Origin of the sequence: Planotetraspora kaengkrachanensis (assembly GCF_016862895.1) — a bacterium.
GTDB classification, from domain to species: domain Bacteria; phylum Actinomycetota; class Actinomycetes; order Streptosporangiales; family Streptosporangiaceae; genus Planotetraspora; species Planotetraspora kaengkrachanensis.
The window spans coordinates 60,092-80,903 of the sequence record NZ_BONV01000017.1 but is presented as its reverse complement, the minus strand read 5'-3'; the positions used below and the strand labels follow the sequence as shown (position 1 = coordinate 80,903).

Annotated in this window: 20 protein-coding genes and 1 tRNA gene; 10 read left to right on the top strand and 11 right to left on the bottom strand. The window is 66.7% G+C overall.

Annotation, left to right across the window (positions count from 1 at the left end):
* Window positions 1-51: 51 nt before the first annotated feature.
* Entirely contained in the window at window positions 52-714 is a 663-nt protein-coding gene (locus Pka01_RS19665; RefSeq protein ID WP_203884269.1) for a hypothetical protein, read from the bottom strand.
* Between the two features lie 283 nt (window positions 715-997).
* Between Pka01_RS19665 and Pka01_RS19660 the strand changes: the two genes are divergently transcribed.
* On the top strand, window positions 998-1,858 hold the full coding sequence (locus Pka01_RS19660; protein ID WP_203884268.1) for a calcium-binding protein: 861 nt from the start codon (window positions 998-1,000) through the stop codon (window positions 1,856-1,858).
* An 84-nt stretch (window positions 1,859-1,942) separates the two neighbouring features.
* Here the strand turns inward: Pka01_RS19660 and Pka01_RS19655 are convergent, their stop codons facing one another.
* Entirely contained in the window at window positions 1,943-3,064 is a 1,122-nt protein-coding gene (locus Pka01_RS19655; RefSeq protein WP_239115135.1) for a hypothetical protein, read from the bottom strand.
* Window positions 3,065-3,211: 147 nt separating this feature from the next.
* Between Pka01_RS19655 and Pka01_RS19650 the strand changes: the two genes are divergently transcribed.
* The 3 genes from Pka01_RS19650 to Pka01_RS19640 all read left to right on the top strand — a co-directional run bounded on the left by Pka01_RS19650 (window position 3,212) and on the right by Pka01_RS19640 (window position 8,141).
* Window positions 3,212-3,628, top strand: a complete 417-nt coding sequence (locus tag Pka01_RS19650) for a MerR family transcriptional regulator (protein WP_203884267.1) — start codon at window positions 3,212-3,214, stop codon at window positions 3,626-3,628.
* Window positions 3,625-4,044 (top strand): carboxymuconolactone decarboxylase family protein, encoded by a 420-nt coding sequence (locus Pka01_RS19645; RefSeq protein WP_203884266.1) that lies wholly within the window; start codon window positions 3,625-3,627, stop codon window positions 4,042-4,044. Before Pka01_RS19650 ends, Pka01_RS19645 begins: the two co-directional genes overlap by 4 nt.
* Window positions 4,045-4,499: 455 nt before the next feature.
* On the top strand, window positions 4,500-8,141 hold the full coding sequence (locus Pka01_RS19640; RefSeq protein ID WP_203884265.1) for a CARDB domain-containing protein: 3,642 nt from the start codon (window positions 4,500-4,502) through the stop codon (window positions 8,139-8,141).
* Between the two features lie 123 nt (window positions 8,142-8,264).
* On the opposite strand, the gene Pka01_RS19635 is transcribed toward Pka01_RS19640, so the two are convergent.
* Together Pka01_RS19635 and Pka01_RS19630 are read right to left on the bottom strand one after the other, a co-directional pair.
* A complete protein-coding gene (locus Pka01_RS19635) occupies window positions 8,265-8,642 on the bottom strand; it encodes a barstar family protein (RefSeq protein WP_203884264.1) in 378 nt (125 codons plus the stop codon).
* Between the two features lie 7 nt (window positions 8,643-8,649).
* Window positions 8,650-9,063: a ribonuclease domain-containing protein gene (locus tag Pka01_RS19630; RefSeq protein WP_203884263.1), complete on the bottom strand. Its 414-nt coding sequence runs from the start codon at window positions 9,061-9,063 to the stop codon at window positions 8,650-8,652.
* Between the two features lie 386 nt (window positions 9,064-9,449).
* On the opposite strand from Pka01_RS19630, the gene Pka01_RS19625 reads away from it, so the two are divergent.
* A complete protein-coding gene (locus tag Pka01_RS19625; protein ID WP_203884262.1) occupies window positions 9,450-11,018 on the top strand; it encodes a long-chain-fatty-acid--CoA ligase in 1,569 nt (522 codons plus the stop codon).
* Between the two features lie 10 nt (window positions 11,019-11,028).
* Here the strand turns inward: Pka01_RS19625 and Pka01_RS41280 are convergent, their stop codons facing one another.
* Complete coding sequence (locus Pka01_RS41280; RefSeq protein WP_275414480.1) at window positions 11,029-11,151, bottom strand: hypothetical protein; 123 nt, start codon at window positions 11,149-11,151, stop codon at window positions 11,029-11,031.
* 264 nt (window positions 11,152-11,415) lie between these two features.
* Complete coding sequence (locus tag Pka01_RS19620) at window positions 11,416-12,609, bottom strand: esterase-like activity of phytase family protein (RefSeq protein ID WP_239115134.1); 1,194 nt, start codon at window positions 12,607-12,609, stop codon at window positions 11,416-11,418.
* 107 nt (window positions 12,610-12,716) lie between these two features.
* On the opposite strand from Pka01_RS19620, the gene Pka01_RS19615 reads away from it, so the two are divergent.
* Both Pka01_RS19615 and Pka01_RS19610 read left to right on the top strand, forming a co-directional pair.
* A complete protein-coding gene (locus Pka01_RS19615; protein ID WP_203884261.1) occupies window positions 12,717-13,175 on the top strand; it encodes a MaoC family dehydratase in 459 nt (152 codons plus the stop codon).
* Window positions 13,176-13,340: 165 nt separating this feature from the next.
* Window positions 13,341-13,413: transfer RNA gene (locus Pka01_RS19610), tRNA-Arg, on the top strand.
* An 893-nt stretch (window positions 13,414-14,306) separates the two neighbouring features.
* Here the strand turns inward: Pka01_RS19610 and Pka01_RS19605 are convergent.
* A complete protein-coding gene (locus tag Pka01_RS19605; RefSeq protein ID WP_203884260.1) occupies window positions 14,307-15,329 on the bottom strand; it encodes an LLM class flavin-dependent oxidoreductase in 1,023 nt (340 codons plus the stop codon).
* Between Pka01_RS19605 and Pka01_RS19600 the strand changes: the two genes are divergently transcribed.
* Window positions 15,227-15,922, top strand: a complete 696-nt coding sequence (locus Pka01_RS19600) for an NAD(P)/FAD-dependent oxidoreductase (protein WP_275414483.1) — start codon at window positions 15,227-15,229, stop codon at window positions 15,920-15,922. The genes Pka01_RS19605 and Pka01_RS19600 overlap by 103 nt on opposite strands.
* A gap of 635 nt (window positions 15,923-16,557) precedes the next feature.
* On the opposite strand, the gene Pka01_RS19595 is transcribed toward Pka01_RS19600, so the two are convergent.
* Window positions 16,558-16,794, bottom strand: a complete 237-nt coding sequence (locus Pka01_RS19595; protein ID WP_203884258.1) for a hypothetical protein — start codon at window positions 16,792-16,794, stop codon at window positions 16,558-16,560.
* Between the two features lie 208 nt (window positions 16,795-17,002).
* Complete coding sequence (locus Pka01_RS19590; protein ID WP_203884257.1) at window positions 17,003-17,398, bottom strand: hypothetical protein; 396 nt, start codon at window positions 17,396-17,398, stop codon at window positions 17,003-17,005.
* 340 nt (window positions 17,399-17,738) lie between these two features.
* Here Pka01_RS19590 and Pka01_RS19585 point away from each other — a divergent pair, with 340 nt between their 5' ends.
* Complete coding sequence (locus Pka01_RS19585; RefSeq protein WP_203884256.1) at window positions 17,739-18,089, top strand: hypothetical protein; 351 nt, start codon at window positions 17,739-17,741, stop codon at window positions 18,087-18,089.
* 446 nt (window positions 18,090-18,535) lie between these two features.
* On the opposite strand, the gene Pka01_RS19580 is transcribed toward Pka01_RS19585, so the two are convergent.
* Together Pka01_RS19580 and Pka01_RS19575 are read right to left on the bottom strand one after the other, a co-directional pair.
* Window positions 18,536-18,997: a hypothetical protein gene (locus Pka01_RS19580; RefSeq protein WP_203884255.1), complete on the bottom strand. Its 462-nt coding sequence runs from the start codon at window positions 18,995-18,997 to the stop codon at window positions 18,536-18,538.
* A gap of 189 nt (window positions 18,998-19,186) precedes the next feature.
* Window positions 19,187-19,489, bottom strand: coding sequence for a hypothetical protein (locus Pka01_RS19575; RefSeq protein WP_203884254.1), 303 nt, complete (start codon window positions 19,487-19,489; stop codon window positions 19,187-19,189).
* A 715-nt stretch (window positions 19,490-20,204) separates the two neighbouring features.
* Between Pka01_RS19575 and Pka01_RS19570 the strand changes: the two genes are divergently transcribed.
* Complete coding sequence (locus Pka01_RS19570) at window positions 20,205-20,804, top strand: MarR family winged helix-turn-helix transcriptional regulator (RefSeq protein ID WP_203884253.1); 600 nt, start codon at window positions 20,205-20,207, stop codon at window positions 20,802-20,804.
* The last annotated feature ends 8 nt before the right edge of the window (window positions 20,805-20,812 follow it).

The window sequence follows — 20,812 nt, the reverse complement described above, 5'->3', positions numbered from 1 at the left end:
GACCGCCGCACGCAGGAGGCGTCTGCTGCCTCGTAGCGGGGACCCTGTGTCTCAGGACCGGTTCAGCACCTCGAGAAGGGCCTGCACCCCACCGAAGAGCCCCGAGTAGAAGAGGGCGAGAACCAGCCAATTGAGTCCGATGGCCGCCAGGCAGCCATAACGGCCGCTCATCCGGCGAGGGGCGGGTTCCTGAGGCCCCAGCCCACGCCACAGCGCACGGGGCTCGAAGAACAGGAACAGGATCGCGCCGATCTCACCGATCGTGAAAAGCCAGAACCACGCCCATCGACTGCCGAGACGTGGCCGCGCCGTACCGATCATGATGACGAACGCGGCGATCCAGGCCACCTTGACCAGCCAGTCCACGCTCGGAACGGGAACCTTGAACGGCCAGTTGGGAAACGGCCCAAACCTGGCGTCCTTGCTTGAAACCCATCGCACCACCGGACGTGAAGCCGTCGTGCCGGGATCGATCATCAGGTCAGGCCGCCTGCGGGTCGGCTCCGTCAGCCCTTTGACCCGATACCAGAACAGGGAGCCGGTGGACCAGCGCAGACCGCGTACGTCACCGTCTTCACCGCCGTGCTCGTAGATGACGTAGGTGACCTGCCCCGCGCGCAGCGCCGCCTGGAAGTCGGCGGCGGATCGGTCCCGAGGATTCGCGCTGAGCACAGTCAGCAGACCGCCCCACAGCAGCACGACCAGCAGGATCACCCGCACCCACAAGCCGGCGATCCGAACGGGCTCCCGCAGAACCGGCGTTTCCTGGTGCGGGTGCATGGTCTCCCCTGTCATGTCATTTTCACAGGAAACGGTACGCGATCTCCCTCCAACGGGCACGGCCGAATATCGAGGCATTTGTGGGGCCGCGTGACCGGGCGCATGTAGCGGAACGGACCGCCTCCCGTCACCTTCCCGCGCCGGCGGAGAACCAGGTGCGCGCGCCGTGAGTCACATGGTGTGAAGGATCCGCCAATGTCCACAGGGAGGTTACGGAATGCCTTCTCACCTCGTCAGCCGCCGGGTGCTCCGCGGCGCAGCGGCGCTGACGCTGGCGCTCGGCACGGGGCTCGCCGTCCCGGTCGCCCTCGCCGGCACGGCCGGTGCCACGGCGCAGCCGGCCAGCGCCGCAGTCGGCGACAACGGTCTTCGACTCTTCTACACGGCCGCCGCCGGCCAGACCAACAAGGTGACGGTCACGGAGTCGTTCACCAGCGGCTACACGGACATCGTCTATGTGATCGACGACGTCGTCCCGATCCAGGCGGGAGCCGGCTGCGGCTACCCCGCGAGTACGGACCACACCCGGGTCTCCTGCAAGGTCGCCACCCTGGACAGCCAGGACCCGTACTCCACCATGAAGATGGACCTGCGCGACGGCGACGACACCGTCGCCTTTCGCAACAACACCGGCCAGGTCTACTACTTCAACCTGATCTATCTCGGCACCGGCAGGGACAGGCTGACCGACACCGGCAGGGTCGACGGCAACAACGTCTGGGGCCAGGCGGGCAACGACACCGTCACCGTGGGTGAGGCGTCGATGGTCTTCGCCGGTGACGGCAACGACACGGTCCACGCCGTCGGCAACTACACCCGCGTCGAAGGCGGCAAGGGCAACGACGTGATCCGCGGCGGCGCCGGCGGTCAGGTTCTGTACGGCACCGACGGAAACGACAGGATCTACGGCGGGAAGGGCAACGACCTGCTGTACGGAGGCAAGGGCGACGACATCCTGTACGGCAACAGCGGCAACGACAAGCTGTACGGGAACAGCGGCGTCGACAGGCTGTACGGCGGGCCGGGCGAGGACGGGCTCTCCGGCGGTCCCGGCCCGAACGTCGTTCGTCAGAACTGACGGACGGCGCTCGCCGACACGAGCGAAGCCCCTTCCCCGCGAATCAGGGAAGGGGCTTTTCAATCGTCACGTCAGGGTGGTCGCTCAGGACTGCGGCAACCAGCCGTGGGTCGCGGTCAGCGACACGCCGATCTGGATGTCGAAGTACGCGACGAGGTCGTCGTCGTGGACGGCGCCGCGACTCGCGTCGATGATCACAATCGTTCCGGCCACGATGCCGGCGAAGCTGGTGCCGGTCTTCCGGGACTGCTCGATGCGCTCGGTGACGGGCCCGCGGACCGCGTCGGTGAGAAAGGTGAGCCCGTGCGGGAACTCCTGACTGAGCGGATGCTTCTGCCGTCCCGACTCGATCAGGCTGCCGATGCCGAACTGGGCCGAGACGATCTGATCGCCACGGAGGCCGACCCGGAAGTAGCCGTTCGACTGGGGACGGTTGCAGCTCTGCTGAGGCGGATAGAAGCAGTCGTAACCACCCGCGCGAAGGTCGCCCACGGCTGAGCTCATCGTGGTCGCGTAGTGCTCGCCGCCGAACGGCCAGCGCCGTACGGAGGCGTCCCTGGCGGTGACGATCAGCCCGTCGATCGAGGAGTAGTCGTAGTCCGCGTGCTCGTCCTGCCAGTCCACCCGGGGCAACCCGTCCTTGAACGGCCCCTTGTGGTCCTGGAGGTCGCGGTCGAAGTCGCCGATCTCCTGCCGTACACGGTCACGGGCGTCGGGCCAGATAGCGGCCAGCGCCGGTGCCGCGGCGGCGGGAACCTGATCCCACCCCTCGTCGTCCACCGACGGCTGGGGAGGCGGAAACCACGCCCAGGCGAGCCGGTCGTCGTGGTCGAGCAGGAACTCCGCCGTCTGCGCATGGACCATGTCCGCCTCGTCGCGGCGAGCGATCCTGCACCACAGCGCGCGGCCGTCCGCATTGGCTCTGACCTGTGCGCAGAACCAGCCGGCCGCCCGCAGCGGCTGCGTGACGGCCCCGGCCGGGCCGTCGGTCGGGGCCGGCTTGGCCGATGAGTCCTCATTCGCCGGGCCGTGGTCGTAGACGCCGGCGGGGGGCAACGACGGAGGCTCGGCCGGACCGGTGCAGCCGGTCAGTGCCAGAGTGCTGAGCACCAGGGTCGTCAGGACGGTGACGGTCGTTCGGCGGATCGGTCGAAAGCGGTTCACAAGGGGGGAGAACGGACGGGGCATGGGGTCAATCGAAGCCACATGACCGACGCTTCGGCAAATCCGGAGCGGACGTAGATAGCGGTCCTGAAGGACGCCCCTCGGCAGGCGGGCTCTCACGAAATAGAGGAGTTCGTCCAGAAACGCGGCGTTTGACCTGGAGTGCACTCCAAGTTCTAGTGTCACTTCGTGAACAGCGAAGACGCCTTCTCGCAGCAGCCGGAACCACTCACCATCGCCCGGATGGCTGAGCGCACCGGATTGTCGGCCGACACTCTGCGCTACTACGAGAAGGCGGGGCTGATCGAGCCGATCGGGCGTAGTGCCGGCAACCAGCGGCGCTACGCGGTGACCGACGTCGACTGGGTGGAGTTCCTGCTGCGGTTGCGCACGACGGGGATGTCCATCGTCTACATGCAGCGGTTCGCCCGGCTGCGAGCCGTCGGCGATGCCACGGTCGCCGATCGGCTGGCCCTTCTCCGCGAACACCGCAGCGAGCTCGACGAGCGCATCAGGACGCTGCGGGAGAACGCGGACGCGCTGGACCGGAAGATCGACCACTACGAACGGCTGCTGTCCCCGCAGCAGGAAACGGATCACGCATGACCACCTCCCCCGCTGAGACCCGCCAGGATCGTTTCGCCCGCGGCTTCGAGATCCTCACCCGCATCGACGGGGAGGGCGGCCAGAGAGTGATCGATTCTCTGGCCGACATCTCTCCCGAGCTCGGTCACCAGGTCGTGGCCTGGGCCTTCGGCGACATCTACGCCCGCCCGGGCCTGGTGCCGCCCGACCGGCAGCTGGTCACCCTCGGCGTGCTCACGGCCCTCGGCGGTTGCGAGCCCCAGCTCGAGGTGCACATCAACGCCGCCCTGAACGTCGGCCTCACCCCCGAAGAGGTCATCGAGGCGCTGTTGCACGCCGCCGTCTACTGCGGCATCCCCAGGGCGCTCAACGCCACGTTCGTCGCCAAGAAGGTGTTCGCCGAACGCGGTCTGCTCCCTTCCGCTGAGGCGGAGTAGCCGTTCTGTGCGGCCGTTTCCGTGCCGGGCCTCGCGGGAGGGGCCCGGTACAGAAACCGTCGCGCCGAGGCGGCACTGAGGCGGCGCCCTGAAGTAGCACAGAAACCGGCTCAGAACTCGGCGTAGAAAGCCGCTTCCTAACAGTTGACGTGACCGAAGCGTAAAAGTAACCTTTGGGCAACGTCCTGCAAGATTCTTGCAAATAACTGTTCATTTCTCTCTATTCTCCGCAACTTCTGGTTGGAGCGCACTGCGTCCGTGCACCCGGCCCCGCCCCCATCCCCCATGGAGGCCCCCGGTGATGTCGGCTACCGCATTGCGTGGCCGGTCGCCGCCCCAGGCGGCACCGACCAGCGCTTTCCTCACTCTGCGTTGACGAAGCTCCGCGTTGAGATCAGCACCCCCACCACGGCTCTGCGCCGCCCCTGCGTCCCTGACGAGAGATAGAGAACGCAATGAGCAAAAGGCATCCTGTTCTACGGCTGGTCGCGGCGTTGCTCGCGGCCGGTCTGCTCGTTTTGGCGGGTCCGGTGTTACCGGCCTCGGCCGCGGGTCCGAATCTGGCGGCCGGCAAGACCGTCACGGCGAGCAGTTTCGCGGACGTCTACCAGGCGGGCAACGCCAACGACGGCAACCAGAACACCTATTGGGAGAGCGCGAACAACGCGTTCCCGCAGTGGATCCAGGTGGACCTCGGGTCGGCCGTCAGCGTGAACCAGGTGGTGCTGAAGGTCCCCGCACCCAGCGCGTGGCAGACCAGGACGCAGACGTTGTCGGTCCTGACCGGCACGTCGAGTCCGCCGTCGACCACGACGGTGGGTTCGGCCGGGTACACCTTCAACCCGGCGACCGGTAACACGGTGACGATCAACTTCACCGCGACGACCACCCGATATGTGCGGGTGAACATCACCGGCAACACCGGATGGCCGGCCGGTCAGATCTCCGAGTTCGAGGTGTACGGGCCGGTGACCGGCGACACCCAGGCGCCGAGTGCGCCGTCGAACCTGGCCTTCACCGAGCCCGCCTCCGGTCAGATCCGCCTGACCTGGGGCGCCTCCACCGACGACGTGGGCGTGACCGGGTACGACGTCTACGCCAACAACGCGCTGCGCGCCAGTGTCGCGGGCAACGTGCTGACCTACACCGACACCCAGCCCACCACGGCCACGGTGTCCTACACGGTGCGGGCCAAGGACGCCTCCGGTAAGCAGTCGGCCGACAGCAACACCGTGACCCGCACCGGCAGCGGCGGGGGCGGCGGCTCCAACCTGGCCGTGGGTAAGCAGGTCACCGCGTCGGGGTCGGTCTTCACGTTCGTGCCGGCCAACGCCGTCGACGACAATCTGGCGACGTACTGGGAGGGCGCGAGCGGTTCCTATCCGAGCACGCTGGCCGTCGGGTTGGGTGCCAACGCCGACGTCAACCGGGTCGTGGTCAAGCTCAACCCCGACAGCGCGTGGGGCACCCGTACCCAGACCATCCAGGTTCTCGGCCGTGAGCAGAGCGCGTCCGGTTTCACCAGTCTGGTCGCCGCGGCGCCGTATGTGTTCAATCCGGCTTCGGGTAACACGGTGACGATCCCGGTTACTGCGCGGGTCGCCGACGTGCAGTTGCGGATCACCTCCAACACCGGCGCTCCGGCCGGGCAGGTCGCCGAGTTCCAGGTCTTCGGCACCCCGGCACCCAACCCCGACCTCACCGTCACCGACCTGTCGTGGACCCCGGCCTCCCCGAACGAGACCAGCGCGATCACCCTGTCGGCCACGGTCAGGAACGCGGGCACCGCGGCCTCCGCCGCCGACACCGTGAACTTCAACCTGGGCGGCGCTCTGGTCGGCACCGCGAACATCCCCGCGCTCGCCGCAGGCGCCACCACCACGGTCACGCAGAGCATCGGCACCCGGGGCGAGGGCAGCTATGCCGTCAGCGCCCGGGTCGACGCCGACAACACGGTCTTCGAGACCAACGAGACCAACAACCTCTACACCGCGGCCTCCCAACTGGTGGTCGCCCAGGCTCCCGGCCCCGACCTGCAGGTCCTCAGCATCAGCTCCAACCCGCCGAACCCGGCGGTCGGCGCGGCGGTGTCGTTCACCGTGGCGGTGAAGAACCGCGGCACCACAGCCTCCGGCACGACCACGGTGACCCGCGTCGCCGTGGGCGGCACGACACTCAACACCAACACGGCGTCGATCGCCGCCGGAGCCACGGTCAACGTGGCCGTCAGCGGCACCTGGACGGCCACCGCGGGCGGAGCCACCATCACCGCGACCGCCGACGCGACCGGCGTCGTATCCGAGACCAACGAGACCAACAACTCGTTCTCCCAGGCCATCGTCGTCGGGCGCGGGGCGGCGGTCCCATGGGTCGAGTACGAGGCGGAGAACGCCAGTTACCAGGGCACCCTGCTCACGGCCGACCCGTTGCGCACCTTCGGGCACACCAACTTCGCCACGGAGTCGTCCGGCCGCCAGTCCGTACGGCTGAACAGCACCGGGCAGTTCGTCGAGTTCACCTCGACCAACGCCACCAACTCGATCGTGGTGCGCAACTCGATTCCCGACGCCCCGAACGGCGGCGGCATCGACGCCACGATCAGCCTCTACGTCAACGGCGCCTTCGCCCAGAAGCTGACCCTCTCGTCCAAGCACAGCTGGCTGTACGGCAACACCGACGGGCCGGAGGCGCTGACGAACACTCCGCAGGCCGACGCCCGGCGGTTGTTCGACGAGGCGCACGCGCTGCTCCCGCAGTCCTACCCGGCGGGCACCAAGTTCAGATTGCAGCGCGACGCGACCGACACGGCGTCCTTCTACATCATCGACCTCATCGACCTGGAGCAGGTGGCGCCTCCGGCGAGCCAGCCGGCCGGCTGCACCTCGATCACGGCCTACGGCGCGGTGCCGAACGACGGGCTCGACGACACCACAGCCATCCAGCGGGCGGTGACGGACGACCAGAACGGCGTCATCAGCTGCGTGTGGATCCCGGCGGGGCAGTGGCGCCAGGAGCAGAAGATCCTCACCGACGACCCGCTGAACCGGGGTCAGTACAACCAGGTGGGAATCAGCAACGTGACGATCCGCGGCGCGGGCATGTGGCACTCCCAGCTGTACACCCTGACCGAGCCGCAGGACGTGGTGGGCGGCATCAACCACCCGCACGAGGGCAACTTCGGTTTCGACATCGACGACAACGTCCAGATCTCCGACATCGCCATCTTCGGCTCGGGCCGCATCCGCGGCGGCGACGGCAACGACGAGGGCGGCGTCGGCCTGAACGGGCGGTTCGGCAAGAACACCAAGATCTCCAACGTGTGGATCGAGCACGCCAACGTGGGTGTCTGGGTCGGCCGCGACTACGACAACATCCCCGCCCTTTGGGGCCCCGGCGACGGGCTCGAGTTCAGCGGCATGCGCATCCGCGACACCTACGCCGACGGCATCAACTTCACCAACGGCACGCGCAACTCCAAGGTGTTCAACTCGTCGTTCCGCACCACCGGCGACGACGCCCTGGCGGTCTGGGCCAACCAGGCCGTGAAGGACCGGGTCGTCGACAACACCCACGACAACCACTTCGTCAACAACACCATCCAGCTGCCCTGGCGCGCGAACGGCATCGCGATCTACGGCGGCTACGACAACTCGATCGAGAACAACCTGATCTACGACACCATGAACTACCCGGGCATCATGCTGGCGACCGACCACAGTCCCCTGCCCTTCTCGGGGACCACGCTGATCGCCAACAACGCCATCTACCGTGGCGGCGGCGTCTTCTGGAACGAGGATCAGGAGTTCGGCGCCATCACGCTGTTCCCGTCGAGCCTGGACATCACCGGGGTCACCATCCGCGACACCGACATCTACGACTCGACCTACGACGGCATCCAGTTCAAGACGGGCGGCGGCAACATGCCGAACGTCGCGATCACCAATGTGAAGATCGACAAGTCGAACAACGGTGCGGGGATCCTGGCCATGAGCGGCGCACGCGGCAACGCGACGCTGACGAACGTGACCATCACCAACTCGGCCAAGGGCGACATCGTGAAACAGCCGGGATCGCAGTTCACGATCACGGGCGGCTGATCGGCGCGCTCGCGCGATCCGCTACGTGAACGACGGCCGGCCGTACGCGTGTCCCGGTTCCTCAACCGGGGCACGTCGACGGCCGGCCGTGTCGTTTCCTTTCGAGCGTTCCCACGCGCCGGGTCAGGCCAGGGCTGCGGAGATCCGTCGCCGGAGGAGTTCCTCGTTGTCCGGCCCGGTGAGCAACGCGACGGTCAGCCCGGCGTCAGCCGCATCGGCCAGGACCGCCAGCAAGGTGGCGAACTGTTCGGGAGGCTCGGCGTTCAGCAGCTCCTCGGCGTGCTCGACGACGATGGCGGCGTTCCCGGACTGCGTCGCGTCGCGCAGGGAGTCGGTGAGCGCGTCCCAGTTGCGGCCGAAGTAGCCGGGGAGACGCAGAGCCCGCGCCGCCTCCTCGAAGAAGGCGGCACGGGTCCTGGATTCGCGCCCGTCGACGACCGCCGGCGCCGGGCCGGTGGACACCGTCAGCCATGGCGGCAGCGGACGTTCGGCGGATGTCATGGAAGTCCTAGAGCCGGTAGAAGTCGACGTAGTGGTTCGGAGAGAACCAGGTCACGCCGGTGCTGCGGTTGACGACGATCCGGTACGCGTCACGCGCGGCGCCCCGGTTGCGGGAGTAGACGTCGTACTCGTAGTAGGTGCCCCCACTGGGGAGCTGGCCCTCACGGTTCTGGAAGCGTCCGCCAGTGTAGTTGTACTTGCCGCCCGACCAGGTGTACCAGCCGGCGGTGGTGGGGTAGCCCTTGGACTCCCAGATCGCGTCGGCCGATCGGGCGTCGGCGCACCGGGAGATGGTGCAGGAGTTGAAGACCGACGCGCCGGCGGGGGTGACGCCGACCAGGCCGATCAGGGACGTGAGAACGGCGAGCATGACGGTGAGCCGTGCCGGCCACGCAAGTCGGGGGCGCTGCAGGGTGTGCACGAAGCCTCCTTGTGGGGGGAACTGCCGGGGGACGAACACTTGTCAGGATCACCGTCAACCCGTGTCAGATAAAGGGGAAGATCGCCAAAGCTCCGGTGAACAGTTCGCGGCACCAGGCCGTCGCCCTGCTCTGTCGCGCTGCTCTGTCGCCCGGTTCTGTCGTCCTGCTCTGTCGGACTGCCTCCGTGGTCGGCCGCCCGTCGGCCGTGGCCGTACGGCCGGACGTGTCGGCGGCGCTCGACTTCCGGACCTGAGCCCATCTCGCCGGAGGCAGGGCTTCATCCCGGACATGATCGCTGGCATGCTGGTGATCCACGGTCCGCGCCGACCGGGGGACAGGCGCCGGACCGGGCTGAAGTTCGCCGCCAGCGAGATGAGGAAACCCCATGAGCGCCCCCAGCAACGCCACGCTCTCCGTCGCCGCGATCCTCAAAGAGACCGCCGAGCGCGCGCCCGACAAGACAGCGATCGTCATCGGCTCCTCCACGGTGACGTACGCGGAGTTGTGGGACCAGACGCGCCGGTACGCGGGCGCTCTCCGGGCGCAGGGGGTCAAGCCGGGTGACGCGGTCGCGATCCTCATCCCGAACGTCCCCGACTTCCCGCGCGTGTACTACGCGGTGCTGAGCCTCGGCGCCGTCGTCGTCCCCATCCACGCGTTGCTGAAGGCCGACGAGATCGAGTACGTCCTCAAGGATTCGGGGGCGACCGTCCTCGTCTGCGCGGCGCCGTTGCTCGGCGAGGGGGCGAAGGGGGCGGAGCAGGCCGGCATCCCGGTGATCTCGGTGCTCACGCCCGAACCGATCGAGGGCATCTCGGGACTCGAGCAGCTCGCCGCGGACGCGGAGCCCATCACGACCTACGAGCCGTGCCGTCCGGACGCGACCGCGACGATCCTCTACACGAGCGGCACGACCGGTAAGCCCAAGGGGGCGATGGGCTCCCACTTCTCCCTGATCGAGCAGACCAACACCCTGCTGCTCAGCACCTTCGACATGGGACCTGACGACGTCGTGTTCGGCGCGCTTCCGCTGTTCCACACGTTCGGCCAGACGTGCACGCTCAATACCGGCTTCCGGGCGCAGGCCAAGGTCGTCCTGCTGCCCAGATTCGACGGCGAGACCGCGCTGCGCAGCCTCATCGACAACGAGTGCACGATCATGATGGGCGTCCCGACGATGTACGTCGCGCTGCTCGAGGCCGCCAAGACCATCCAGGAACGACCGAGACTGCGTTACGCCGTCTCGGGAGGCGCCTCCATCCCCCTCGCCGTCATCGAGCGTTTCCGCAAGGAGTTCGGCGTCGAGATCTACGAGGGCTACGGGCTCACCGAGACCTCGCCGGTCGCGTGCTTCAACCACATCGGCCGCACTCCCCGCGCCGGCAGCATCGGCACCCCGATCTGGGGAGTGGACCTGGAGATCGCCAGGGCGGACGTCGACGACCGCATCGAGCTGCTCGGGGTCGACGAACTCGGTGAGATCGTGATCCGCGGCCACAACATCATGAAGGGCTACCTGCACCTGCCCGAGGAGACGTCGAAGGCCATCGTCGACGGGTGGTTCCGCAGCGGCGACCTCGGGAGGAAGGACGCCGACGGGTACCTCTGGATCGTCGACCGCAAGAAGGACATGATCATTCGCAACGGGTACAACGTGTACCCGCGCGAGGTGGAGGAACTGCTGACCGCCCACCCCGCCGTCTCGACCGCGGCCGTCTTCGGCGTCGCCGACGAGGTGCACGGAGAAGAGATCATGGCCTGTGTCGTGCTCGCACCGGGCGCCGACGTCGATTCCGCGACCCTCGCCGCGTACGCGAAGGAGAAGCTCGCCGCCTACAAGTACCCGCGTCGCGTCGAGATCGTGGAGGCCCTCCCGCTGGGGCCGAGTGGCAAGGTGCTCAAGCGTGAGCTCGTCGCCCGATACGCCGCAGACCCGTCGCAGTCCCCGGCTTAGGCGACCGCGGTCAGCTGAAGAGCTTGACGATCACCCAGATGATGAGCACCCAGGAGGCGAGCCCCATGAGGGTGACGGCGATCAAACCGCGAAGGCGGTATCGCTTGCCGGGCGGGTCGGACTCGTCGCTCACTCGGGCTCCGCGTCAGGCAGTGGGTCGATCCATGTGACTGCCTGATACCCCTCCGTAATCCCCGGCCCCCGCGCGGGGCGCGAGGGCATGAAGGTGTATCGGTAACGTCCGGATCGCCGCAGCAAGCACTGGACGTGCGGAAACGCTCTTGCCGGGGGCAGGTTCGCAGATGCGCGGGCGCCCCCTGGCGTACGGGCGGTGCCGTACGCCAGGGGGCGCGGAAAGCGGGTCCGGTGTCAGGCGGACCGGATCATGCGGCGATGCTCACCGGAACGCGCGACGGTCGGCGTGCAGGCGCTGCGAGAGCCGTACGGTGATGAACTCGTCGTTGTCCGCCTGGCCCGGCGTGCGACCCGAGGAGAACGGGAAGTTGTTGTCGTTCAGGACGGCCACGGTCTGGTCGTCGAGCAGGGTGACGTCCTCGATGGTCTGGAACGGGAACCGGAACGTCTTGCCGAAGCCGCCGAGGCCCTTCGGGTTGGCGAGGTCGAGCAGGTCCGCGACCAGGGTCTTGTCCATGACGCCATCGCGGTTGCGGTCACGGGTGTCGGCCAGGTAGAGGCGCTTGATCTTGGCGGCGTCGCCCTGCTCGTTGTCCCGCTCGATGATCAGGAAGCGGTGGTCGTCGATGGAGATGGCGTCGCCGATGGAGTTGCCGGGAGCCTCGAGGCGGTAGATGAAGCGCTTGCCGGTGTAGCGGCCCTTGCGCAGGTCGAACTGGTTCATCCGCAGGTCGCCGGGGGTGTCGCCGGCCACCGTGCCCTCGAGGAGCGGGTAGAGGTAGCGGCCGTCCAGCCCGCGAGCCATGCCCTCATAGCCCTTGCTGCTGTTGAGGTTCGGCTGCCCGCCGTTCAGGTACGGGTTCTCCGGAGCCTTCACGCCCTCGAGGGGGATCGGAGCCTGCAGGAGCCTGCCGGACTTCGAGAAGTGCAGGAGGAACGGGCCGAACTCGTCACCGATCCAATAGGTGCCGTCGGAGGCGCGCACGATCGACTCGACGTCGAAGTCGGAGCCGGTCAGCACCCGGTCGGACCGCGTGAGAGCGAAGGGCACCTTGTGGTCGGGGTCGCTCAGGTTGAAGCCGCCGAGGACCTTGACCTTGCCGGTCCTGGTGTCGGGCTTGATGTGGTGGACCCGCAGGAGGAAGTCGCCGCTGTTGGCCTTGTTGCCGTAGCCGTTGTCCGACAGCACGTTGAACGTGCCGTCGTGGTTGTCGATGACACCGCTGAAGCCCTGGATGGGCTGCCCGGGGAAGGGAACGGGGACGCCGTTGATCGGGCCGGGTCCGGCGAGGGCGCCGGAGGGAAGGCTGCCGGGCACGTAGGACTGCGCCGGGAGCGAGGCGAAACCGGTCAGCGTGGCCCGACCGTACGCCGAGTGGGCGGAGTCCGCCACGGCGGGGGTGGCGAGCCCGGCAGCCAGCGCGAGGGCGCCAAACATGATCGAGATTCGTTTCATGGGCCGCACGTTAGAAAGGCCGGATGACGCGCGCTCCAACAGGAGGCGACGGGACGCGGAATCGTGTGGCCTGGCCCTCGCGGTTCCCGAGAATTAGGGTACGAGGTATGCGGATCTTCAACGACGTCGCCGAATTGAAGGCGGCCAAGGGCGAACATCTGGGATACACCGACTGGCGGGAGATCACCCAGGAGCGGGTGAACGGCTTCGCCGACGCCACCGATGATCATCAGTGGATTCACGTGGACGTCGACCGGGCCAAGGAGGGTCCGTTCGGGTCGACGATCGCCCACGGATATCTGTCGCTCGCGTTGATCCCCTCGCTCGCCGGCGAGCTGTACCGCGTCGACGGGCTGAAGATGGGGATCAACTACGGGCTGAACAAGGTCAGATTCATCCGGCCCATTCCGGTCGGCTCGCAGATCCGGGCCGGCGCGGAGATCGCCGACGTGAAGGGCACGCCGTCAGGGACGCTGGCCACCGTCCGGGTCGTCATCGAGGTCGCGGGCGTCGACAAACCCGCATGTATCGCCGAGACGCTCTCCCTGCTCGTCCCGGACTTCTGACCGATTCGTCTCCTGCCTGGTCGAGGGCTGTCGGTGCAGAAAGGATCTCTGGCCGGGGCGGCTCCGTGGGTTGCCGGACGGCAAAGTTATTGGCTCTGGCAGGGGTACGGGGTCTGGTAGAGTTCTTGTCGTCGCACTGCTCTGCAGGTCAGAGCACCAAGACGAGCGGCCGTAGCTCAATGGATAGAGCATCTGACTACGGATCAGAAGGTTGGGGTTTCGAGTACCTCCGGCCGCACCCCAGGTCAAGGGCCACTTCCGATCATCGGAAGTGGCCTTTTTGATCTCCGTACAGCAGCGAAATGTCTCTGTCCACCCTGCTTGCGGCATCTGCGTAGCCGTCAGGAACGAGCGTAATCCGCGCGCCTGTAGCCACCTCAGCACCAGTTGTTCGATCCGATAGGCGTTCCCGCCGGTCGGCAGGGCCATGGTCTCGTGCAGCTTCCAGCCGTATCGCTCATGTTCCTGCACTCGGCTGGGGCGTACGTTAGTGCCAGTTATGCCGATCTTCACGGCGCCGTGGCCGGGATGGGTCATGACGTACAGCAGGGCGGGGGCGGCGGGGTCGAGACCACGCTTTGCGCAGTACAAGCAGCCGCGTCCTGGTCGGTGCCGGAGATTGTTAAGACGGGGATAGACCTCATTGTCGCAGTTCAGGCACTGGCTCTGCCATGGTTCTCCGAGTCCGGGGAAGGAGACGAGCGGTTCGAATCCTCTGTCGCGCATCTCGCTCTCGGGATGCTCGACGGCCAGCGAGCGGATAAGGCGCACCGCTGATGCGCGGTTTGACGGGCAGCGTCACTCACCGACCACACCGGGGCGCGCTGGAACCTTCGTCAGGTCGGTGACTCTCCACCCGCGGCGAACCGCTGTGCCTGATAAGGAGCGCACACCAGGTGGAACGTCTCTCACGAACCGGAGCGAGGCGGCGCGGCCGGCCCGGAGCATGCCGTAGTCGCCGCCCTGGAAGGTCATCTCCGCTGAGACGAGGTTGTTGGACACTTTCGAGCGAAACGCGAACTCAGGCGTCTACCAGCGCCTAGCCCAGCGGAAGGCGTAAGCGACGAACACGTCCAGCTGACAGTTCTCCACCCGGACCGCACCGTGCGACGCCTGTGGCAGGCGACGCCGTCAGCGCCAGCCGAGTGCGGGGGCGACGTGGGTGAGAATCGATGAGAGCAGATGGGCGTTGTAGTCCACGCCGAGTTGGCTGGGCACTGTGAGCAGGAGCGTGTCGGCTGTTGCGATTGCCTCGTCGGCGGCCAGTTCTTTGACGAGCACGTCGGGCTCAGCGGCGTACGTACGTCCGAAGATGGCCCTGGTGGTGGCGTCGATGAAGCCGATCTGATCGGAGCTGGCTCGCTCGTGACCGAAGTAGGCGCGGTCCGTCTCGTTGACGATCGGCATGATCGAACGGCTTACCGACACCCGTGGCTCGCCCTCGTGACCGGCCTCCTTCCATGCCTGCCGGTAGGCCGCGATCTGCTCGGCCTGCTGCACGTGAAAGGGCTTGCCGTTCTCGTCGTCCTTGAGGGTGGAGCTCATCAGGTGCATGCCGAGCCCGGCGGCCCACTTGGCGGTGGCGTTCGAGCTGGAACCCCACCAGATGCGCTGTCGCAGTCCTTCCGAGTGCGGTTCGAGGCGCAGCAGCCCGGGCGGGTTGGGGAACATCGGCCGAGGATTCGGCTGGGCGAACCCCTCACCCTCCAGCCGATTGAGGAAGACCTCCGCATGCCTGCGCGCCATGTCGGCCTCGGTCTCGCCTTCGGCCGGCTGGTAGCCGAAATAGCGCCAGCCGTCGATGACCTGCTCGGGTGATCCGCGGCTGATGCCGAGCTGGAGCCGCCCGCCCCCGATGAGGTCGGCCGCGCCGGCGTCCTCGGCCATGTAGAGGGGGTTCTCGTAGCGCATGTCGATGACGCCCGTGCCGATCTCGATCCGGCTTGTCCGCGCGCCGATGGCTGCCAGCAGCGGAAACGGGCTGGCGAGCTGCTGGGCGAAGTGGTGGACACGGAAGTAGGCGCCGTCCGCACCGAGCTCCTCGGCGGCTACTGCCAGCTCGATCGACTGCAGCAGGGTGTCGGACGCGTTGCGCGCCTTCGAATAGGGCGTCGTCGACCAATGCCCGAAGCTCAGAAAACCGATCCTCTTCATACGCCCCTCAACCTTCCCCACGTCAAGGACATTCCGCGATTGACGCCCGCCGCCGCACCGACGTCCGGGGCTACGAGGGCCGGCCGGTGACCGTCGTCGGCGGCGCCAACTCGGCCGGGCAGGCGGCCCTGTCCCTCGCCGCCCGCGGCGCGACGGTCGATCTGGTCGTCCGCGGCCACGACCTCGCAGCCCGCATGTCGTCCTACCTGACCGACCGGATCCAGGCCCATTCCCGGATCCGAGTCCACACCGGCAGCACGGTCAGCGAACTGGCCGGCGGCGACACCCTCACGTCGGTCGTCGTCGAACGGCCCGGCGAGCGGCCGCAACGGCTGGCCAGCCGTGCGCTGTTCTGCTTCGTCGGCGCCGACCCGGTGTCGGGCTGGCTGACCGGAGTGGCCAAGGCAGAGGACGGGTTCGTGCTCACCGACGTCGGACTGCCCGCCGGATCGGCCTTGCCGTACCAGACGAGCGCACCCCGGGTCTTCGCGGTCGGCGACCTGCGCTCGGGTTCGACGAAACGCGTGGCCACGGCCGTCGGCGACGGCGCGAGCGCGGTCTCGTCCGTCCACGCTGCGCTCGCGGGAGATTGACGTACGCAGATGCCACACCAGGAGGATGAGCATGGACGTCGCGGAATACTCGAACAGATACGGGACGCAACCACCTTTCGGCGTGCTTTTGGCGATCCGATTTGTTCGAGCGGGCGCTGGGCATCGCCGAGGCGGCGTATGGGCCGGACCATCCTCAAGCCGCATCCCTGCGCCGCGTCTTGTCGACCAAATGATCTTGCTAACGCTGCTGCTAACAGCAGCCGTGGACGGTCCTGGACGGTGCTGTACCGAATTACCTCATCGACACCACCCGACCAGGGTCAACAAGATAACGGTGGACGGTCCTGGACGACCGTGTTCTAACTCGTAATGAAGTTGCTGCCGCGCGGCTTCCGGTCCTCGGGCCTGACGGCCCTGCGGTCCGGGTCCAATTGCCATCGAATTACGTCCGATACGGCAGGGGCCGCTTCTACAACAGCGGCTCGCACGCAGTGGAGGGGGAGGCGGGACCGGCTGGTCTGCGCCTCGACGGCGAGGACCTCGTTCTCGTGCTGCCCGAGTTCCATGAGGCGACGGTTCCGCACCTGCCGTTCGAGCGGCTGCGGGAGGCGTTCGACGAGATCGGTCGGCCCTCGCCAGTTGACCGCCATGGGAGCCACCCTTTGCTAGCAGCGTCACAGGCTGCGATTCACCACCGCCGCGACCACGAACACCGCCGCCGCGATCACTCCGAACCTGAACATCGCGCCGACCGCACCGTACGCGCCCTTACGCAGGCCGGGGACTGAGGCTTGCGTCTTCTTCCAGTACTGCCACGCGCTCAGCATGGCCTGGAACTTGCGGCCGGCGACGAACAGGGCGATGCCGATGATGATGAACAGCAGGATTCGGGCGTCCGATGAGAGCTCCACTGTCCGCTCCTAACGGGGGGTGATGGCGAACCAACTCACGGTACGCCGTTACCGCTCACGCGGCCAGGTCAGTCCTCGACGCTTTCGACCAAACTGGGCCGACTGACCCCGGGCGTCCTCAGGGTTCACCTCGACCTCCGCAGGCTCCTTGTAACGGCGCACGAACTCAGATCGAACACGTAGCCCATTGATCGGCGACTGTCCGGAACTAGTACGTCGGGCAGATGTACTTCCGCACCGCCGCGAGGATTTTCGCCGCCTTGGCCTTGCCGAACCCGTCAAGGTGGCCGGGAGCTCGGAACCGCTTGTTCGTAAGGTCTACCAACTGGGCCTGATCGTTCGGCCGATCCTTGACCACGCTGCACAGGCTGCGCGCCCAATCCACGGCCATCTCTTTCCTGGTGACGATCTCCCCATCGATGCTGTTAAGCGCCGTTATGAACCCTGCCTGGGTTTCACTGTCCGGCTTGGGCGGGAACCCGGACTCAGCCTCAATACTCGCGATCGCGTTCGGTGAGAGCGTGCCGGATGTGTCGTCCGTCGAGCCGCAGCCGGCCAGAGCGGCGAGCAGTACAGCAGAGGCGATCAGAGCGGGGGGTCTCATGCCCCGCGACGGTACGCGACACCGCGTTAATCCCAGAACCGGGGGTCATGGCTGGGCTTCATGTCGGTTCCAGGGGTGACTCTCTTGCTGTTCGAATCGCTTGATCAGCAGAGTCGGGATGAACTCGCTGATTGGCTTGGGACATTCGGCGCCGTACCCAAGGCACTCGCCGACCACCGGCCCGCCGCCGCTCCGGTTGAGGGATCGACTATTTGAAGGTGCGGCTCAGAGACAGATAAGGCAGCCTTGGCCGCGTGATAACCGTCCCACCGACCTGAGAGGCGGCCATTCAATGGCGGCGGGTGGTCTGACTTTTCGGTGCTGGCGCGACGGGGATCTCGTGACCCTCTCGGACCTTCTCACGGCTCTGGGTCCGATGATCGAGGGCTACCGGTGGCGGCTGGTGATAGACGAACTAATCAGCCCCCGCTATCAGGAGATCGCGGAAGCCGCAGAAGGCTCCCTCATGGAAACTGAGCAACTTGTCACGATGTTCGGAAACGATGCTCAGCTCATTAGCGGCGAGTTGACCGCTCATGATGCGGACGGAGCGATCGTCGATCTGACGATTTGCGCCCTGGACAGCACGTGGTGGGACGTGGAGACGACCATGCGGGAGGTCCTGGACAAGATCTCGCTGCTCTATCCCGACGCGAAGGTGCTGCCCTGGCGATCGCCTGATGAGGGCTGATCCCCGTACGGAGTTGGAGGCGATCGACAGTCCGGGAACTCGTTCCTGAGCCCCGGACCACCAAGCACCACGGCGACTACCAGGAGCCTGGCGCGTCAACGATGAGATCGTCAGGCCGCGGGAGCGTGGCCGGCTCGTCTTCTATGGAGTAGATCTCCAGGCACGAAAGGTGGCCTCCCTCGACGAAGAGCAAGACACCATCGTCGCGCCCGTGCACGCTTGCCGAGATCAGCTCCGCGGGACATGCACGGGATGATCTCCCTCGAACCCGCCGGACCATAGGTGGTCAGCGCACCGAACTGTCGGAACGCTCGAAGATTAATCCACTTCTAATCCGATGGTCCTTTGTCCTCCTCGCTGCTTCCCGAATGTGCGATACGGGTCTTCAACGGGTGGCGAAGCAGCCTGGACTGGCCTCGCACGCCATCCGTTGTGTTCTCTACCGATCAGCGGTCTGTGAGTACGGGGACGACGACCTTTCGGGAGCGCTTGGCGGCGATGGCTCGATTGATCAAGATCGCCGCGCCGGCGAGGAGTGTCACGCCGCCGGAAGGCACAGCTTGCAATGCGGCACCGGTTTCGCCGTCCGGGTCGCCGACTCCGGGAGGCCGGCCGTCGAGCCATCGGATCGCGGCTATCGCCTGAGTCATGATCAGAGCCCCGAACGCGAAGGTGATCCCTCCCAGGACGAAGCCCGGAGCCGTCGGGCGGGGTCGTTTGTTCCACGGACTGGCCTTCCAGGCTCCGACCGCTAGTGTGATCGGGACCGTGAGGAACTGGCCGGCGTCCAGCCCTATGAGTGCGGCCAGGCGTATGTGCTCGAATTCGTCGCCCCGCTGAATCCATAAGACGGGAAGCATCGCAATCCCGCTGAGAAACCCGATGGCAAGGAAGCGGTTGAACCACACGGTCGACATGATCTCGGAGGGCAAAGGGGGTCGGTCGAGCGCTAGGAGAATCGTCGGCGCTGCGATTCTGGGACCCGTACACCGTTTTACCAGGGAGTCCCTTGATCCACAGGGACTCCCTGGGGTGAACTGCAGCCGCGGCGATGGTTCACTGCGGTTCACGTCCCTTCACGATCACCTGAATTCTTCCTACGGCGACCAGCACATGAAAGCGTCTGTGGTGCCCGCCCTGGTCACCATTCCGGTACCGAGGTCCACAACGACGACGGGCACGGGCTTGGTCTCCGATGGGACACAAGTGACCTGGCCGATGTACGTCCAATCGGTGAAGGTGCCCGGTGCGTCGGGCCAGGCCTCGCCTATCCGCGGCCGGCCAGTTGGCCAGTCGGGCCCCTTGACGCCCACAGCGTAGAACTCGGCTGACCATTTCAGGGTGAGGCCTGTCCCCTTGGCGTAGAGGTAGTTCACGCCTCCGGCGCCACGCCTGGTCATGACACTCACTCCGCCGAGTGGGACCGCCGCAGGGTCCGCCAGTGAATAAGCCGCGCTCTCGTTCTCCATCCGCGCCATGCGCCTCTGGACGGACGTGACACATGCGCGGTCAGACGGGTTGGCCAGGCGCCACTCGTAGCCCGGCATGCAGTACATGGTGTTCAGCAGCTTGTGCGATGGGCTGCTGCTGTTCTCCGCCGCGACATCGGTACGCCTCTCCGGCCACGTGCACACCAGATCGCCGGCGTTAGCCAGGCGCCACACTCGGCCCTGTGCACAGGTGTACGGGCCCCACGGCAGAGGATCCGCCGCCGCCGGCGAGACGGGCAACACACCTCCGACCAGAGCGAGGATGGCAAGCGAAACGCCGAAAAGGCGCTGTAGGGCTGCTCGCCGACTCCCTGCTCGCCGTCTTGTGAAGCCGACTGATCTGAGTTCCATACAGTCCCTCCGACGTTCGATCGCGCACGCTGTTGCGCCCTGATCGTGATCGATCGGCGGGCCCACGTCATGAGTGGAAACACTTGGTTCCTCCGGGAGCCAGCACCTACCGAGTACGGGTGCTGGCCCCCAGAAGGCCCTTGAGCAGGGGGACGGGCGGATGTGTACAGAGGCGCTCAGCGTCGTCCGCGGCTTCCCCGCTTGCGCACAGCCAGATGCATCGCTATCTTCCTAGGAAGATGGTTTCCTAGGAAGAAACAATGGTCACGGGCTTGTGAGTGATTCAGATTTCAGTCCCGGGGTCCCCAACTGCGGGGATCCCGACGACGGAGCGCCGTCCAGCGCCCCTCGCGTCAGCGGTCCCGACCCCATGGGCGTGGCCGCCCTCTGGCAGCGGGAACTACCGGATCTCGACGTCACCAACATCGTGCTGGCGTCAACGGTCCACCGGATCGCGCAACTCCTCGAACAGGACTTCGCGGAGCTCACCAAGGAGTACGACCTGCTGCCGTCCGAGATGCGGATCCTGCTGGCCCTGCGCCGATCCCCGCCGGATTACGCGCTCAGCCCGACCCAGCTGTTTCGCGGGCTCATGGTCACCTCCGGTGCCGTGACCAAGCAGGTGAACCGGCTGTGCGAACGCGGCCTGGTGAGCAGGCACCTCGACCCGCAGACGCCACGCGGCCAGTTGGCCCGCCTGGAACCGGCCGGACGGCACATCGCCGACCAGGCGGTCCGGCGGATGTGCACGGTGCATGCGGGGCTGGAGACCCTCGACAGAGCCGAGGCGCATCAGGACATCGTGATGTTGCAACGGGTGCTGGCCGCGCTGGACCCCTCCGTCGGCTCTCCTGACTCACACGGCCACGCATGACCCACGCC

Coding starts and splice junctions, on each gene's coding strand:
- Pka01_RS19660 (WP_203884268.1), top strand. CDS start 998: ATGCCTTCTCACCTCGTCAGCCGCCGGGTGCTCCGCGGCGCAGCGGCG.
- Pka01_RS19645 (WP_203884266.1), top strand. CDS start 3,625: ATGACCACCTCCCCCGCTGAGACCCGCCAGGATCGTTTCGCCCGCGGC.
- Pka01_RS19640 (WP_203884265.1), top strand. CDS start 4,500: ATGAGCAAAAGGCATCCTGTTCTACGGCTGGTCGCGGCGTTGCTCGCG.
- Pka01_RS19635 (WP_203884264.1), bottom strand. CDS start 8,642: ATGACATCCGCCGAACGTCCGCTGCCGCCATGGCTGACGGTGTCCACC.
- Pka01_RS19625 (WP_203884262.1), top strand. CDS start 9,450: ATGAGCGCCCCCAGCAACGCCACGCTCTCCGTCGCCGCGATCCTCAAA.
- Pka01_RS19620 (WP_239115134.1), bottom strand. CDS start 12,609: ATGAAACGAATCTCGATCATGTTTGGCGCCCTCGCGCTGGCTGCCGGG.
- Pka01_RS19615 (WP_203884261.1), top strand. CDS start 12,717: ATGCGGATCTTCAACGACGTCGCCGAATTGAAGGCGGCCAAGGGCGAA.
- Pka01_RS19605 (WP_203884260.1), bottom strand. CDS start 15,329: ATGAAGAGGATCGGTTTTCTGAGCTTCGGGCATTGGTCGACGACGCCC.
- Pka01_RS19590 (WP_203884257.1), bottom strand. CDS start 17,398: ATGAGACCCCCCGCTCTGATCGCCTCTGCTGTACTGCTCGCCGCTCTG.
- Pka01_RS19575 (WP_203884254.1), bottom strand. CDS start 19,489: ATGACCAGGCGTGGCGCCGGAGGCGTGAACTACCTCTACGCCAAGGGG.